The sequence below is a fragment of the Flavitalea antarctica genome, from assembly GCF_054461535.1.
Map to the genome: position 1 here is coordinate 224,276 of NZ_JBTLQG010000005.1, position 17,337 is coordinate 241,612.

Consider the following 17,337-nt stretch of genomic DNA (forward strand, 5'->3'; position numbering starts at 1 on the left):
AGGATTGGACGCGGTTATGGATAGAGACCGACATGGCAGATGGTGAAATACCTCTTTCCCACGGCGTTTAATGCCGTCCGCAACTGCAGCCTTCAGATTCAGTATCTTCATGAAAGTCGAATACATTGGCAGTCCTGTTCAGCTCCCAGTAAAATTTGTCTCTCGCCTGTTTTGAGTTACCTACCTGGTTCATTGTTGCTGCGTCGTATAAGCGACCGTTAACCATGACGTATTGGATACTTTCAGTGTTCCTTATTGCCTCAAGAGGATTTTTTTCCATTACTACCAGGTCAGCCAGTTTACCAGGTTCAAGTGACCCTATAAGACTGTCAAGACCAAGACTCAGGGCGCTGTTATATGTAGCTGCACGCAGTGCTTCATGATTAGACATGCCACCCTGTTGTAACATCCACGTTTCCCAGTGTGCGCCTATGCCCTGGATCTGACCATGTGCACCCATGTTTATGATTACACCGGCATCCTGCAACTTTTTTATTGACTTTGAAACCAGGATATGTCCGTTTTGATACTCATCATCAGGGACCATGGTCCGCTGCCGGCTGCGGGCATCGATTACTTCGCGCGGAAAAAAATCGAGGAGCTTTTTATTTTCCCAGACATTAGTATGCTGGTACCAGTAATACTCACCGCTCATGGCGCCGAAGCAAACAATGAGCGTTGGGGTATATGCAGTCTTTGAATTTTTCCAGAGTTGTATAACATCATCGTGAAGCACAGCAACCGGTATATTATGTTCGATGGTTGTATGCCCATCGAGTATCATTCCAAGGTTATGAAAGTAAAACGAACCACCTTCCGGTACCACTTCCATGCCCAGCTCACGTGCCGCCTGCAGTATCATCTGGTTCTGCTCCCGCCTGGGCTGATTATAACTCTTTACCGAAAAGGCTCCGTATGCCTTGCTACGGCGCAAAGCACTTCTAGCATCATCAATTGAATTGATGACCGTTTTTGTGGGTCCATCGGCACCATACAAAATCGTACCCGTCGAAAACACCCGGGGACCAACCATATGCCCTGCCCGTATCATCTCACTCTGAGTGAATACCATTTCTGAATTGGCTGATGGATCATGCATGGTGGTGATACCGTAAGCGAGATTGGCAAAATACGGCCAGTGTTTGCCGGGAGTCAAACCATCCCGGAAATGATTGCCATGCGCATGCCCGTCTATCATTCCGGGCATAATTGTCTTTCCTTTGCAATCGATCACCAGGGCGCCTGCCGGAACTTTAATGCCGTCTGATGAACCTATGGCTTTGATAATATTATTTTCAATGATCACGACCCCGTTTTCAATCACCTCGTTGCCCTTCATAGTAATGATCCTGGCATTGGTGAACGCCGTTATACCGGAAGGTTTATCTGTCTTTAATTCAAGACCGACGCTGAGTCCTTTCTCAGGGATGTTGAATGTTGAATCAGCTTTGCCGGCAACAAATTCAAAGCGGTCCTCAACATTGATGGTGTAGTATTGATCGCCGAGTGTATAGTGAAGTTGTTTTCCGTTTCCGCTCCAGTGAAGATTGATACCGGCATCCCTGGCAACCTGTTTTACGGGAAAATCGGTGGTAGTAGCGCTAAGATCGATAGCCTTACCTGCATGCACAAACGAAGCTATATATACTTTGTGAAGGTCAACAAATGCCACCCATTTCTGGTCAGGGGATGGAACGAACTGTGAGCCGTAAGTACTTTTAAATATGGTCCTGTCGTCGGAGCCGTCGGCTTTGTATGAGCCATAACTCCGCTGGGCTTCATAAGCTATACGTTTGTCACCATCTACAAAAACAGGGTTCCTGCCTTTTGCACTGATGAACTCAGGCTTGCCGCCTTGTGCAGACATACTGTAAACCCCGGGTTGTACCGTAAAGCCATTTCCCAGCACGTTGTTTCCACCTTCTTTTACAAACACAATGCGTTTATCATCTGAAGAAAATGAAGGACTCCGGTAAATACCTTTTTCCGTTGTTAGCTTCACCGGTTTGGAGGGAGCAGGAAATGCCACTTTGAATATTGCCCCGGTTGCTGTGTCGTTCCAGGTGGTATAAAGAATTGTTTTTCCATCCTTTGAAAATGCAGGTTCGAATTCAAAGTCTTTACTGTTGGTTATTCTTTCCGGTTTGCCATCGGGTAAGGCTTTTTTCCACAGGTAACCAACGGCGTTAAACACCAGCCACTTTCCATCTGGAGATGTACGCGCATGGCGGATCACATTTACATTAAAATTATCCTGGTTAAAGTTTTGCCTGTACCTGAGTGCCTCAGTAACTCGTTGTTTCACCTGGCAGGTAAATGGTATTTCCGTTGATGTGTTTGTACCATCTGCATTGATCCGGTTGATCCTCCCGTTTGCCCAAACAATCAATTGCTTGTTATCAGGCAGCCATGCATAACCTGTGTAAACGCCAAAGATCGACCACGCTTCTTCCTGGTCCTTTGATAGCTTGTCATAAATGGGCCTCTCTTCTCCGGTAAGCAGGTCCCGCAAATAAAGAACGGTTTTAGCACGCACACGTTTAACAAAAGCCAGGGTTTTGCCATCAGGTGAAACCTGCGGCCTGAACGCTCCACCGGGCCCACCTGTAACATTCTCAATGATGCCTTTTTCACGATCGAATCTTTTTATAACAAATATTTCATTGTTGGGATCCTTATTGTATTGGAACATTCCCCCGGGATACATGTCCTCGCTGAAATAAACAAATCGTCCGTCCGGTGATACAGCCGGTTCATTCACATCCTGCTGATCGTTTTTTCGTGCCGTAAGTTGTATACCGTTGCCCCCGGTAATATGATACATCCATATCTCACCCGCGCCAAGAGAACGGGTTGCAGTAAAATGTTTCCTGGCAATTATGTACTCCCCATCCGGCGACCAGACGGCATTATTAAGAAGCCGGAAAGTTTCTTTTGTTACCTGTCTTGCTTTCGAACCATCCTTTTGCATTATCCAGATATTGTCACCACCACCTGCATCAGAAGTGAAAAGGATCTGCTTCCCGTCAGGACTGAACCTTGGCTGCACCTCCAGTGCAAGCCCCTGCCTTAATACTTTTGCTTCACCACCGGCAATGGGCAACAGGTAGATATCACCTAACAGGTCAAACACGATTTCCTTACCATCGGGCGAAACGTCAAGATTCATCCAGGTGCCTTCATTCACGGTAAATGATACTTCTTTAAAAGGTGCCGGGGTGTTATTGACATCCCATTTCTTATTCGCCTGCGAATAACAGGAACAGGTAACCGAAATTAAAATCGAAGAGAAAAGCAATTTTTTAAAAAACAAAATAAAGGAGTTATGAGTGAGGAATGATGAGTGAGTTATGAGTTTGAAATGTTCAGGCTTCCTGTCCGATCCAGACCGAGCCTGCGATGCTGTCGCGCTTCGCGCCGGTAATATAGGCGAAAACATTGTTTTCTTCGCGCCAGCGAAGAACACCAATTAATGCCATTGCGAGAGGTTCTTTGAAGTTTGCCACGAGCTTATCCGGCACTTTGACGTTGAAGCCGGAATCAGCGGCAAGCGCGGATATTCTTTCAATAAGAAAGGTATTATTTGCACCGCCACCAGTCACCAACAACTCGTTTTTTGTCTCGGGGTAGTCAGCTTCCAGGATTTGCAGTCCCCTCGTTACCTGTATGGCTATATGTTCCACGGCGGTACGCAGTGCGTCCTTAGTGTTGATCCTAAGCTCATCAAAAAGTGGATACACCACATCCGTGGCGAAATCTAACGACAGTGTTTTCGGGGCAGGTAACCGGTAATACTCCAGTTCATTCAGGATCTCCAGCAGTTTTTCGTCGACATGGCCTTCTGCTGCCATCATTCCTGCGGGATCAAACTCCTTTTTATCGCGGGCGGCCAGTTTATCGAGCAGCCTGTTGGCCGGGCAAACATCAACCGCATTGTAGCCACCCGCTGCATGCCTTGATAGACTGGCATTTGATCCCAGGTGCAGAAACAGCTGTTGATCAGTAAACAATAGCTTTTCTGCAACCGGGTAAATCGGGGCACCACGACCACCGAGTGCCAGGTCAGTATTTCTTACGTTACCCACCACGTTAATACCGGTCATTACTGCAACCTGTGCCAGGTCCCCTACCTGCAAACAAAGGCCGCGATCCGGTTTATAATGAGTCGTGTGTCCATCGCATGCAATAAGCTGAACCCTGTAATGAAGTTGGTTGCGTTCAATAAATGCACGGATCTCTTCACCAAGATATTTGCCATATGTCGTATGGAACTCCAGGTATTCCGCAATGCTTAGGCTATCAACTTTTTTCAGACGTTGCCTCAATTCAGGATCGTAACTGATACGTTCTCCGGCAAGGATCTCAGCGGTCCACTTGCCCGTGGTTTCATGAAGTTCCGCAAACATGATATCAAGGCCATTTAAAGAGCCTCCGCTCACCACCCCGATTGCCCTGTATACCATTAAACAAATTTTAGTTTGTAGATTGTAGAAATTAGATTTGCTCGTCAAAGGTGAAGATTCGGTTTTCAAAATCCAAAACTGTATTAAATGGTTATCAATCTGAGCGATCAATATTCACTTCTGAGCAATTGGGTAAGTGAGATCAGGAGCCTTCAGGTGCAAACGGACCGCATGCGTTTTCGCCGGAACCTGGAAAGAATCGGGGAGGTTGCAGCCTTTGAAATCAGTAAGGTCCTGGAATTTGAAGAGAAAGAGATCCAGACACCACTTGGCACTTCTGTATGCAAACTTTTGAAAGAACAGCCGGTGCTGGCCACCATTCTGAGAGCCGGCCTCCCTCTTCACCAGGGTCTGCTCAATTATTACGACAAGGCTGACAATGCCTTCATTTCTGCATACCGGAAACATAACCGGGACGGATCTTTCGAGATCAGCCTTGACTACGTTTCATGCCCAGAGCTTGAAAACCGCGTGGTAATCATCGCGGATCCCATGCTCGCCACAGGTTCGTCACTGGTAAAAACTATTCAGTTTCTTCGGGAAGAAGGACGACCGAAAGAAATTCACATTGTTGTCGCAATCGCCTGCACCGTTGGTATTGAATACGTTCAGCGGAGCGAACCAAATGTAAAAATCTGGTGCGGAGCCATAGACGAGGAACTCACCGCTAAGGGATATATTGTTCCGGGATTGGGTGACGCCGGGGACCTGGCTTTCGGCACGAAGGTCCAGTTTTAAGACCGGGTCCGGAACAACTGTAATTCTCCCTGCCGATCCTAAAATAATCACAAAAAATTTGAACGTTTTTTGTACTTTGGTTGTCAATACGGCGTTAATGTCTCCAATGAGGAAATATCTCCTGGTAATTTTTGTGCTGATGCAGACCCTAACGGCCATTGCACAGGACCCGAACTTTTCACAGTTCTTCGTCTCCCCGCTTACATTGAACCCGGCGCTTACCGGTAAATTTAATGGTGATTTCAGGGCTGCCGGTAATTACCGGGACCAATGGCCTGCCATAAGCAAGGCCTTTATCACATCAACATTGTCGCTTGACATGCCGATAATGCGTGGCAGATTATCTGAACTTGATACCTGGGGAGTTGGTTTGCTCGCCATGACCGATAAAACAGCCAATGGAATAATGTCTACAAACATGATTTCATTGTCTACCGCCTATCATAAAGGCATTGACGAGGACGGGTTAAACTCGATCGGCCTTGGATTCCAAGGAACTTATAATACCAAGAGACTGGATGGCACAAAGCTGAACTTCGAAGATGAGCTTGATCAGTTTGGTGGCTGGAGTATTCCGAGTGGTGAGACTATAGACAACCAGATGGTGAACCTGAGTTATTTTGATGTAAGTGTCGGAGCGCTTTTCAACGGTTCTACCGATGGATATAACAATTATTACCTGGGAACATCCGTATACCATATCAACAAACCTAAAGAATCATTCACCGGGGACATTTTTTATACGCTTAATCCAAGGGTAACCTTCAATGCCGGTGGAGCTATTCCGATCGGAGATCGTACCCGGACTATTTATCTCAGTTCCATTTACAGTCGCCAGGCAGGTGCAACAAACATTGTTGCCGGTGGTGCGGTTGGTTTCCTATTGAATGGAGATGAAGAAAAACCAAACAGTTTCTACGCAGGACTGTGGACCAGGTTCAATAATGTGAACGATGCGTTGATTCCTTATGTCGGACTTGAATTTGGTGATTTCCGTTTAGGTGCTTCCTACGATGTAAATATTTCCAGTCTTAAGACTGCCTCCCAAAGCCGTGGCGGCCTTGAAATATCGCTGATATATATTAAGCGCCCTCCCGGAGCCAAAGGTGTTCCTTGTCCACGCTTCTAAACCTTTTTTGAACTGGTAACATAAGGTTTGCCCTTAACCACAAATTCTAAAACTTTTTGTCCTGGTAGCATAAGGATTACACTTCACCACAATTCTAAAACTTTTTCTCTTAGTAACATTAGGATTACCCTCAACCACGCTTCAAACTTTTTTTGTCCTCGTAACATAAGGATTCCCCTTAACATGGAACCGGTAAAGTAAGAGGGCATCTTCCGCCGCATAATCAACACCGATTCTTGTTGAACTGACAATATCAGTAACCGGTAACTGGAAATCATCTGACATCACATATATTTCTTCGCTTAACAGATCTACACCGGTATGATGACGGTACAGGCCAAGTGCTTTTGAGACATTTCCCGGACCCCGGGTAAGCGTATGATCGGCTTTGGATTTTCCGGTTCTTAACAGCATATGATTAATCCCTTCCATCGGTTCCAGGGCGCGGATCAATACAGCATGTGGAACGTCTTTAACATTGGTAACAATATTAAAGAGGTGATGTATCCCATAGCATAGATATACATAAGCTTTCCCCGCATCACCGAACATCACTTCGGTACGATTTGTTCTTCTTCCATTATATGCATGAGAAGCTTTGTCGCTGACACCTGCGTAAGCTTCTGTTTCTACGATCCTGCCGCTGGTCCTGATACCATCAATTTCCGATACCAGGATCTTGCCCAATAATTCTTTCGCGATCGTGACTACATCATGCCTGTTATAAAAATCATATTCAAGCCTTTTCATCAATAAATCCTAAGTTTGAATGAGCCAAATATAGATAACATTGTTTAAGGAAATCATTATCGCGCTTCAGTCTTATTCGAAAGCACATGCATTCATAAAGACAAATAACCTGTGGCGCTGGATCATTATTCCCGGCATTATTTATACCATACTTTTTATTGTTGGCATGTACTTTTTCTGGACTTCCACAGACAGTGCTGTGTCATATCTTACCAAAAAAATCGGCCTGGATCAGTGGCTCAGTGCTCAAAAAAGCGGGTTGCTCAACTTCCTCTTCCTGATGGGTGGAATCATGTTGAAATTAATCCTGGGCTTCTTCTATTTTTCATTGTTTAAATATATTTTTCTTATCCTTGGTTCCCCGGTTTTTGCCTATTTAAGCGAGAAAACCGAGGCAATCATGGAAGGAAAAGATTTTCCTTTTAGTTTTTCCCAACTGCTTAAAGACATATTTCGCGGGATTAAACTTGCTATAAGAAATTCACTCTGGCAAACGGTGTACGCGATCTCGCTACTGATATTTTCGTTTTTGCCGGTTGTAGGATGGATCACCCCGGTGATTGCATTATCTATCGAATGTTACTACTATGGATTCTCAATGCTCGATTACAGCTGTGAGCGACATAAGCTTTCTCCATCAGAAAGCATTGCCTTTATCGGGCGTCATAAAGGGCTTGCTGTGGGAAACGGGATGGTATTTTACCTGATGCATTTTGTTCCCATCATTGGATGGGTTCTTGCACCGGCTTATGCTGTGATTGCTGCAACCATCAGCATCTATCATCAGAAGGATAATTTTAACGCCTTAGTGGACCAGAACTGATATCAGATTCTAATTCTGACCAGTGATCACTTTCTTTCATTAATTTGCCAGCCATGCCAGATCAAAGTACCGTTTATCTTATTCCTTGTTTTCTTGATGAAAATGCTGTCCATGTTATTCCGGCATATGTTACAGATGCAGTTAAACAATGCCAGGTATTTTTTGTGGAAAACGAAAGGAGTGCCAGGCGTTATCTTAAAATGTTATGGAAAGAAATGGTGATCGATGATTATGAGTGGGTGGTTATTCATAAAGCTGAAAAGGATGTCCGCATACGTTTGATGGTAGCGATGAAAGACAAAAAAAACATCGGGATAATATCGGAAGCAGGCTGTCCCGGCATAGCTGATCCGGGTCAGTTACTGGTTGAAACTGCACACAAGGGTGGTGCAATTGTAAAGCCGCTGGTGGGACCAAGCGCCATTCTCCTGGCTTTAATGGCCAGCGGTATGAATGGCCAGCAATTCCGGTTTGCAGGGTATATTCCAATAGATTCCGGCGAAAGAGTAAAGTTTGTCCGGGAACTGGAAAATGACTCACTCAAAAGAAATTCGACCCAGGTTTTTATTGAAACCCCTTACCGGAACAACCACGTGATAGAAATGCTTATCAAAACGTGCCGGCCGGACACACGTCTATGCATAGCCGCAGATCTGAGTGGTCCCAACGAGTTTATCCGGACATTTACTATTGCTGAATGGAAAACACAGGCTCCTGATCTGCATAAGCGGCCCGCGATATTTTGTCTGATGGCTGCAGAGGTTAGCGCCTGATCTCGCGCATTGACAATATACTGTCAACTACGTACACCGTGTTCCCACGCCACCATATCTTGCCAAAATATTCTTTATAATGGAGGTCCACTTCCTTGCCCGAATTATTCATCAGTTGCTCTGCAATGCGTTTATTCTCTACCGAAAACTCAAATTCATATGATTGAACAGAACCGGGGGTCCTGGACCGGATACCGGATTGTATGAGCTTTCCTTCGTAGGTCTTAAAAATATAACCCTTTTTCACCAGGTAGTTCAGCTCGCCGGATTTTACTCCTTCACCAAAGACATAATAGTACCTGACCGCAATGATCACGACAAAGACAAGAACAATGACGCTAACGGCTATTAATAAAAACTTCTTCATGAAAATAGTTTTAGGCTTGGTGTCAATTTCATTCAGTCGGCCGGAATATTTGAAACGCGTTCAACAATCCGGGTTGTTAAATGTTAATTCTTTCTAAAGTTAGGCCAAAGGGGCTTAGCTTAAGCACACCGCCCATTGTATCACCAAAAAACATTTACCTTCGGGCGATTTAATTTTAACGTTTATGCGGATTGGAATTGTTTGTTATCCTACTTTCGGAGGAAGCGGTGTTTTGGCTACGGAATTAGGAAAAGCCCTGGCGAATAAGGGACACCAGGTTCATTTCATTACTTACCAACAGCCGGTGCGGCTAAGCGAATTCAACGCAAACATATTCTATCATGAAGTAAGGGTTCCAACTTACCCGTTATTTGATTACCCGCCTTATGAAACGGCGCTATCAAGTACAATGGTGGATGTTATAGTAAACAACCAGATTGACCTGCTTCATGTGCATTACGCCATTCCCCATGCTTCCGCGGCTTATATGGCAAAAAAGATACTGGAGAAACAGGGTTTACGTATTCCCGTTATTACCACTTTGCACGGCACAGATATAACATTGGTAGGGCGCGACAAAACATTCGCCCCGGTAGTCACTTTCTCGATAAATGAAAGCGACGCCATAACTGCGGTTTCGCAGAATCTACGTGATGAAACTTACAAACACTTCAAGATCGAAAAAGATATTGAGGTCATATATAATTTTGTTGACAGCGAAAGGTTCGCAAAAAAACCCATTGATGCTTTCCGGCGTGTAATTGCTCCGCATGGCGAAAAGATCTTGCTACATGCTTCCAACTTCAGGAAACTGAAACGGGTTGGGGATGTGGTACATATTTTTGCTGAAGTCATAAAAAAGATTCCGGCCAAATTGCTGTTTGTAGGTGATGGTCCGGAGAGGCCGGCTGCAGAAAGGCTCAGCCGCGAACTCGGCATTTTTGATGAGATCAGGTTTGTTGGAAAACAGGAACAGATCGAAGAAATACTTGCCATTTCGGATGTATTCCTCCTGACATCGGACTACGAAAGTTTTGGTTTGGCTGCCCTCGAAGCGATGGCCGCCGGAGTACCGGTGATCTCTACAAATGCAGGAGGATTGCCGGAAATCAACATAAATGATGTCACTGGTTTTATGAGCGAAGTAGGTGATGTCGCAGACATGAGCAGGAACACCTTAATGCTGCTGTCCGACGAAACCAGGCTGAAGAAGTTCCGCGAAAACGCCGCTATACAGGCCAGGAAATTCGATATTCACAATATCATTCCACAGTACGAAGCGCTTTACAACCGATTTCTGAACAACAATCACAGTTAGATCCGGCAACTGCCACTAAAAAAAATCCCTTCCCGCTGGTGGCAGGGAAGGGAGGTCAGTATTTTATTCGTTGCGTTTTTTAGCGACGCTGGATCCAGGCTTCCGGATTGATATTATCTCTTTCAAGCATCAATAAGAATTCAATCTCTCCAACTCCATCATCGTTTGCATTTGCTTTACCAAGCGCCTGTGAACGTTTGATCTGTTCACCCTTACTGACATTCACTGAAGAAAGATTATAGTAAGCCGTAAAATATTTGCCGTGGCTAACAACCACACCAGATCCGCCTTCAATGTTGAAGACAGAAACCACTTCCCCGTCAAAAACAGCTTTCACGGTTGCTCCCACTTCTGTTTCAATAGTCAGACCCGGGTTGTTTCCATTAATTTTCGAACCTGGCACCTGGAAAATACCAAAATGAAGTTTTATTGATCCACGGTCCACCGGCCATGGCAATTTGCCTTTGTTGCCTTCAAACTTGTCTGAGATTATCTTGCCTTCAGGAGTTGACTCCAATACACTTTTGGGTCTTTCAGCTTTTTTAACCGGCTCCTTTGCAGCTGTTGCCGAGCTACCTGCAGGTGTATTATTTTTTGCAACATCATTTTTAGGGGCCGCTGCAGCTGCTGCCTTGATCCGCTTCTCTTCTTCAAGCGCTTTTTGCTGTGCCAGGCGAATCTCACGGTTAATTGCCGCCTTAACAGCAGACTTAATCTTGGCATCCGCTTTCTTTTTTGCAGAAAGCTCCTTGTTTAGCTCATTTTCGCGGGCCTTCAACTTAGAAACGATCTCGTCCTTTTCTTTTTTCTCAGACACCAGGACAAGCTTTTCCTTTTCCTGTTTTTGTAAAACCTCATCTTTTTGTTTGCGGGTGGTTTCAAGTCCGTTTATCTTTTGCAGCAACACCTTCTGGGTATTCAGGATGTTTTCCGCCTGCTCCTCACGATAGGTCCTGTATGATTTAAGGTATTGAACCCTTTTGAGTGCGTCATTGAAATTACTGGCCGAAAATATGAAGTTTAAAAAGTCATAATTGCTTCGGTTTTTATAGGCATAAACCACGCTTTTCTCATACTGGATCTTCAGCGTATCCAATTCCGCTTTCAGCCGGTTGATCTCATTACGCGATTTGCTGATATTGCCCTGGATCACATCTATTTGTTCACTGATATTGCCGATGGCCTGTTCACGCAATTTTATTTTTTTCTGAATCATCGACAGCTGACCAAGGCCGGCTTTCTTGTTCTTTTTGGTTGCATCGAGCGTTTTCCTCAGGTCATCAATCTCTCTTTGTATCTCAGCCTGTTTTTTCTTTAGTTCATCACTACCCTGGCCCAATACTGAGCCAGTAACAATGAGTGCAACGAATAAAACAAAAAAGGATCTTAACATGATTTACAATTTATCTCAAAAACAATAAAATTTCACTCATAACCAATAACTCTCAACTCATCTTTTCTAACGTCTATTCCTTCTTATAATTTCTTGGTATGTTAAAAGGAATATTTAAATCTACGTTAAAGTCAATTTGTTTAAACTGAAGTTCGATATCAAGCTTTGATGCTTCAACCACTGTGATCTTCCTGAACGCAGAAAAGTTCTTATTATTTTTCATCTGGTAATCTCCATAACCTATATAACAGGTTCGCGTTTTTACCGGGTTGATGTCATCAAGTTTCGACTGTGCCGGCAAAAAGCCGTTTGTACTCACCGTTAAAAAATGTTTGAACACCTCGCCTACACTTACTAGGGTGATGCCGGTTGGCTCACGGCGGTAAGAAACTATGTTACTGTCAAGATAGATCGGATTGCCTATCAGAAGTTCCTGCAAATCATGAAAAGTAAAAGGAATTTTGGCCACTTCTTTCAGGTAGCTTACTGACCGCAGCTGTATAACCTTATCTACTTTGTTCATTACTTTAACGCTGTCGGGCGTAATAAGTACGCGAAAAGCTTCGATACCCAGCAATGCATTTATGGAGATCCACATTACGCTGTCTTTATACAGCCTGATATTTGCATTGAAGTCACTCTTCTTGCCATCTTTACCTTCGAAATCCACTTTTACTTTAGCAGAGAATGTTTTGAAATCAACGCGGTTGGAATCAATCGTCCTGAAAATTTGCCTGATGAATCGAACCGAATCGGCTTTCCGGTCTGCTGAAGATTCAACAACGGGAACCTGCAATGAATCACGTTTACTGATAGCTGTCTGCAATTTCTTAGTTGAACGGCAACTCGTGATAGCAACTATGAACATCAAAGCGCCAAGAACACAAAAAAGACATTTCATCCGTTCGTATTTATTTTCCCGTATGACCGAAGCCACCTTCGTTTCTTGTAGTAGATTCAATTTCAGTAACGAGTTTTAATTTGACTCTCTCAACAGCACTTACCACCATCTGGGCTATCCTGTCCCCGGAATGTATGACCTGGTCATCCTGCGAAAGATTAATCAATATAACCTTTAATTCACCACGGTAATCAGCATCTATGGTTCCAGGCGAATTCAAACAGGTGAGCCCCTGTTTAATGGCAAGCCCGGACCTTGGCCGGATCTGGGCTTCATACCCTTCTGGCAACTGGATGAACAAACCGGTGGGTATCAAAAATCTTTCGAGAGGCCTGAGTGTAACAGGTGCTTCAAGACAGGCGCGGATATCCATGCCTGCTGAGCCCGCCGTGGCATACTCTGGTAACGGATTCTGAGAACGATTTATAATTTTTACTTTGACTTTTGACATGCGCCAAAGGTAGGCGGTAGCACTTTATTTATCAAATGCTTTCAAGCAGTACAGTCGCGTATGCAACAAGACCTTCTTCCCTTCCCGCAAAGCCCATCTCTTCGGTTGTTGTTGCTTTTATCGAAACATTTTCAATGTCTGTCTCCAGTATTTGTGCTATCGATATGCGCATCTCGTGACTGTGTTTTTTGATCTTGGGGTTTTCGAGGCAAACGGTTGAATCAAGATTTACCAGCCTGTACTTTTTTTGTTTGATAAGATCATAGGTACGTGCGAGTAATATTTTACTATCTATGTTTTTATAAGCCGGATCGTTATTTGGAAAATGCATACCGATATCTCCAAGAGAAATGGCCCCGAGCAAAGCATCACATATCGCATGCAACAATACATCTGCATCACTATGGCCGACTGATCCTTTGTGATGAGGAATCTTTACACCACCTATCCATAAGTCGCGGCCCTCCCCAAGCCGATGAAAATCAATTCCGGATCCGATTCTAAAGCCCATAGCTCATGTATTAAATAAAAAATTCACCCCGCACCTGCGGGATGAATTTATGAATTGAATAATATATTATTCCTGTTCGTCTCCCCCGGCAATATCGAGGACCAGTCCGAATCGAAGTGTATTTGATAATGGGTTACGGTTCACTCCCTGGCCAGATGGAACAAGGTAAGAGAAGTTTAATCCGAACACATTGTATTTAAGGCCAAGTCCGGCTGTAACATATTTCCTGGCACCTTTGGTTTCATGCTCATAAAAATATCCAAGACGAACAAAAAACTGCTCGTTGTAAGAGTATTCAGTACCCAGGGCAAACTGGAACTCTTTGAATTCCTCAGAGGCACCACCAGGCGCATCACTAAAAGAACTGAACCAGCTGTTCACTACCGATTTGTTGCGGTACGCTGCAATATTTGTTGAATCAGTAACCGGATCATTTGTAAAAGTGGGAGGAGTCGGAACCATTAACTTCGAAGTCTCAAGACCAAAACTCATCTTATTATTCTCATCAAACACCTTGGTATAGTTGGCACCGAATGAAAGATTCGCAGGAATATAGTCTTTCTGTGTTGCATCATTTGTATAACCGATCTTGGTACCAAGGTTGGTAACAGCAACTCCAAAGTTCCAGCCCTGGCCGGATTCATCAGCACCTGTATAGAAGAAAGAAACATCACCCGCTACTGCTGAGCCGGGTTTGTAAGTAGTTAAGCCATTGGAATATCCGCCACCGGTAAGATTCGAACTGATATAACGCAACGCAATACCAAGGCTCATCCTGTCAGATAACTTCCTTGAGTAACCGACATCGACGCCGAATTCGCGTGGACGAAAAGTACCATTATCGATAGCATTATAATCTGTAAATGTGATATTTCCCAGGCTGAAATAACGGACCGAACCTGATAACGCAGAGAGATCGTCAAGTTTATAATAACCGGCCAGTGCCATCAGGTACACATCATTCAAACCCAGGTCCTTCAACCAGGGCGTATAAGTGAGACCTACCCCGTAAGGAGTTTTAGCGAAGGGTGTTTTCGCAAGATTATAAAAAGAAGAGTTCGCATCAGCAGAAGTAGCCACACCAAGTTCACCCATTCCACCTGCTCTTGCATCCGGTGAAATCCGTAAAAAGGGCACCGCGGTGGTCACTACATTTATGGGGTCAGTGTTTTGGGCCTGCAGGTTATTGAAGCCTGTAAGAAACATTAATAAGCCAGCTAGTTTGAAGGTCTTTCGTATCATCGTCCATTTAGATTTTTGAATAGTCGCATTTTAAGTGACTATTGTTCAGTTGTTTTTGACAGCCCGGGAACAAACGTTTATTTTAAACAGAAAGTATACAGATCATTAAAACAATGTGCGACTTAAAGTGCCGGCTGCCGATAAAAAAATTGAGTAAAAATCTATTCGATAGAAGATAAGCTGATTAGCTGGTTAAAAATGGTGGGCGAAAATAAGCAATTTTATCATGTATTCTCCTGGTAATTCTATTGAGCAGGATCGTCAGAGAAGGAAACATCATAACAGGTACAGTTTTTCCATCTTGTGGGCCTGCTGACCGTCGCTGGTCCGCACGCTTAACCGGTAAATATAGACGCCTCGCCCTATTTTGCTTCCATATTCATCCCGGCCGTTCCATTCAACCTCATTCGAACGGGTTCCTGAGGATATTATTGTATTTCTCAGGGTTTTTACCAGCTTTCCCGTTACTGTATAGATACTGATCTGGACCTGCAATTCCTCCCCCGGACGATTATGATCAAACCAGAATGTGGTCCTGGTAGTGAACGGGTTAGGATAATTCAGGACATGTTCCAATACCAGGTTCTCCTGCTTCTGAACCCGGAAAGCTAAGGTCGCTTCATTGCTGTTATTGACTACATCCCAGGCCTTGATAGAGAGTGTATGTGGTCCTTCCGGCAGTTCCGGGAGTTGAAATCTTACTTCGCCCCGGCGGTAATTGTCCTTATCACTGGTATAAAACTCATTTAATACATGCTTTTTCTGCTGGTCGTTGTCAATTATTACCACCATATCATGACCCGTGCCCGTACCCATCACATTTATTCCGGAAGAATCGGCGAGTTTCAACAATAATACAGGTTCCGCATTGCTTATACCACCGTCAGTAAATTTTTCATCGTTGAGGTAAGGCTTTATGACCGGACCTACTTTATCATCAGACCCGGTGCCTGTGCCCCCGACGATAATATTTTCCAGGGCCCCGCTCCCGTCATTTGCCCCGTTTTCCGCGTAATAACTGATTCGTCCGTTCCCGAACTGGTAGTCAATATCTTTTGGCACAACGAAGCTGAATGAGAACTTACCCGCATTTACGGTGGCTTTTCCCTTGAAAATGATGTTTTTTTGTTGCGCAAACCCGGTTTTAATGCTGCCAGGATCATTTGCCACCGTAGAAAGTCGCTGAACTTTATCGTAAACCGAGGGGTACACGGTTCCATTAAAATCTGTGAGCAGCCCCCCCTGGAGATTCGTGACTTCCCCCGTGACATTGTACTGCGACAGCGCCCTCAACGTATCCGGCACGCTGCCTACATTGATGCCATTGATAGTAGTAGTTGTGACCTTGTGTACCGGGTACCCAATGGTGAGAGCGGGGTCGCCGATCAGGGTAAATTTCCGGTTATTAACCACATCAGTAAAAAACGTGTATGTGTAATTTTTGGCCGTTCGCACAGCTTCACCCAGGCTTGGATACCGGCCATCAGGCTTGCGTTGAAGAGCAGCGCGGAGATAGTTTTCATTCATGATCCTGTTGCTGAATGCAAAGACCAGCCTGGTGGTAGTCATCAGGGCAATGGCCCCGGTTTTTTCCCTGAGGAGCAGATTTTCACCAATAGAAGCCACCAGGGGGTTATCGTGCGGGGCGAAATCACAGGTAGCAGTGATAAACAGCGGCAGTTTCTCTGGATTGTTGAATGAGTTGATCATCTCCTGGTCCAGGATTACCTCGTCGGCAAGCCGCTGTGAACCGCCGTGCCCGGTATAGTTCCAGACAAGTGTGCCATTATAAATCTTATTGATGATCGCAAGATTTACCTGCGGATACCTGCTCCCCCCGGATCCGCTTTCCTGTATGAAAGCATCCAGGTAGATTTTATCGGTATTGAAGTCTTTCGTGATACCAGTTGCCGCCGCGGCTATCGACTCTGCGTCTTCCAGGTGCAGATTGTTGTCTTCATCATCTGCAACATAAGTTTGATCCGTGCGCCAGGGTCCGTACGATTTAGGGCCCGTATAGCCAAGGATCTTATCAACAATTGCCCTTGCCTGGGCTTCGGATCCAGCTGGTATCCGGCCGATTCCGATATCCAGCAGGTAGGTGCCCGGGTTGATGATGTTATCGGTATTATCAAGAAATCCGAAAAAGTCGTCTGAGGTGTAGGTTTCGAGTGGCGCCAGTGATTCGGCGGACTCGTAAACCGGAACAAGGTTGGTATTGCCATTGATCCGCTTTTTGTAATCAAACGAGCCGTCACCAAAAAGCAGCAGATACCTGGGCCTTTTGGTTGAATCCCCCCCTGCCCGGTCATAAAACATCTTGACAAAATCCCGGATGGCCACCGGGTCAGGTGTTCCCGAGGAAAATTCATTAAATACCTGGGTACTGGTCACCACAATACTCCTGAGCTGATCTCTTTGCTGATGATAAAGGGCAAGTCGGTTCGCCTGCGCAAGCAAGGCCGGGCTGGTAATAAC

General features: G+C 44.8%; 15 protein-coding genes. 5 read left to right on the forward strand and 10 right to left on the reverse strand.

The genetic code is table 11. The features are described 5' to 3' along the window. Positions 1-67 precede the first annotated feature (67 nt). Both ACX0G7_RS07920 and ACX0G7_RS07925 read right to left on the reverse strand, forming a co-directional pair. A complete protein-coding gene (locus tag ACX0G7_RS07920; RefSeq protein WP_458922905.1) occupies positions 68-3,313 on the reverse strand; it encodes an amidohydrolase family protein in 3,246 nt (1,081 codons plus the stop codon). A 52-nt stretch (positions 3,314-3,365) separates the two neighbouring features. Continuing rightward, a complete protein-coding gene (locus ACX0G7_RS07925) occupies positions 3,366-4,463 on the reverse strand; it encodes an anhydro-N-acetylmuramic acid kinase (protein ID WP_458922906.1) in 1,098 nt (365 codons plus the stop codon). A gap of 87 nt (positions 4,464-4,550) precedes the next feature. On the opposite strand from ACX0G7_RS07925, the gene upp reads away from it, so the two are divergent. Both upp and ACX0G7_RS07935 read left to right on the forward strand, forming a co-directional pair. Next, the gene (upp, locus tag ACX0G7_RS07930) at positions 4,551-5,201 is read left to right on the forward strand and encodes a uracil phosphoribosyltransferase (RefSeq protein ID WP_458922907.1); all 651 of its coding nucleotides are present in this window, start codon (positions 4,551-4,553) and stop codon (positions 5,199-5,201) included. A 106-nt stretch (positions 5,202-5,307) separates the two neighbouring features. Further along, entirely contained in the window at positions 5,308-6,330 is a 1,023-nt protein-coding gene (locus ACX0G7_RS07935; RefSeq protein WP_458922908.1) for a PorP/SprF family type IX secretion system membrane protein, read from the forward strand. Between the two features lie 141 nt (positions 6,331-6,471). On the opposite strand, the gene ACX0G7_RS07940 is transcribed toward ACX0G7_RS07935, so the two are convergent. Next, complete coding sequence (locus ACX0G7_RS07940; protein WP_458922909.1) at positions 6,472-7,080, reverse strand: DNA-3-methyladenine glycosylase; 609 nt, start codon at positions 7,078-7,080, stop codon at positions 6,472-6,474. Positions 7,081-7,120: 40 nt separating this feature from the next. On the opposite strand from ACX0G7_RS07940, the gene ACX0G7_RS07945 reads away from it, so the two are divergent. Next, entirely contained in the window at positions 7,121-7,903 is a 783-nt protein-coding gene (locus tag ACX0G7_RS07945; protein ID WP_458922910.1) for an EI24 domain-containing protein, read from the forward strand. 53 nt (positions 7,904-7,956) lie between these two features. Next, positions 7,957-8,676: an SAM-dependent methyltransferase gene (locus ACX0G7_RS07950; RefSeq protein WP_458922911.1), complete on the forward strand. Its 720-nt coding sequence runs from the start codon at positions 7,957-7,959 to the stop codon at positions 8,674-8,676. Here the strand turns inward: ACX0G7_RS07950 and ACX0G7_RS07955 are convergent. Next, complete coding sequence (locus tag ACX0G7_RS07955; RefSeq protein WP_458922912.1) at positions 8,666-9,043, reverse strand: hypothetical protein; 378 nt, start codon at positions 9,041-9,043, stop codon at positions 8,666-8,668. The two genes, ACX0G7_RS07950 and ACX0G7_RS07955, sit on opposite strands and share 11 nt — an antisense overlap. Before the next feature lie 184 nt (positions 9,044-9,227). Between ACX0G7_RS07955 and bshA the strand changes: the two genes are divergently transcribed. Then, positions 9,228-10,361: an N-acetyl-alpha-D-glucosaminyl L-malate synthase BshA gene (gene bshA / locus ACX0G7_RS07960; RefSeq protein ID WP_458922913.1), complete on the forward strand. Its 1,134-nt coding sequence runs from the start codon at positions 9,228-9,230 to the stop codon at positions 10,359-10,361. A gap of 79 nt (positions 10,362-10,440) precedes the next feature. On the opposite strand, the gene ACX0G7_RS07965 is transcribed toward bshA, so the two are convergent. The 6 genes from ACX0G7_RS07965 to porU form a co-directional block, all read right to left on the reverse strand. Next, positions 10,441-11,754: a murein hydrolase activator EnvC family protein gene (locus tag ACX0G7_RS07965; protein ID WP_458922914.1), complete on the reverse strand. Its 1,314-nt coding sequence runs from the start codon at positions 11,752-11,754 to the stop codon at positions 10,441-10,443. A 73-nt stretch (positions 11,755-11,827) separates the two neighbouring features. Next, a complete protein-coding gene (locus tag ACX0G7_RS07970) occupies positions 11,828-12,655 on the reverse strand; it encodes a DUF4292 domain-containing protein (RefSeq protein WP_458922915.1) in 828 nt (275 codons plus the stop codon). 10 nt (positions 12,656-12,665) lie between these two features. Beyond that, positions 12,666-13,106 carry a dUTP diphosphatase gene (dut, locus tag ACX0G7_RS07975; RefSeq protein WP_458922916.1) on the reverse strand — a complete coding sequence of 147 codons (441 nt, stop codon included), beginning with the start codon at positions 13,104-13,106 and terminating at the stop codon, positions 12,666-12,668. Positions 13,107-13,137: 31 nt separating this feature from the next. Then, entirely contained in the window at positions 13,138-13,617 is a 480-nt protein-coding gene (gene ispF / locus ACX0G7_RS07980) for a 2-C-methyl-D-erythritol 2,4-cyclodiphosphate synthase (protein WP_458922917.1), read from the reverse strand. A gap of 66 nt (positions 13,618-13,683) precedes the next feature. Then, positions 13,684-14,859 (reverse strand): type IX secretion system outer membrane channel protein PorV, encoded by a 1,176-nt coding sequence (porV, locus tag ACX0G7_RS07985; RefSeq protein WP_458922918.1) that lies wholly within the window; start codon positions 14,857-14,859, stop codon positions 13,684-13,686. A 276-nt stretch (positions 14,860-15,135) separates the two neighbouring features. Next, the coding region (porU, locus tag ACX0G7_RS07990) for a type IX secretion system sortase PorU (RefSeq protein ID WP_458922919.1) at positions 15,136-17,337 on the reverse strand (2,202 nt) is incomplete at its 5' end.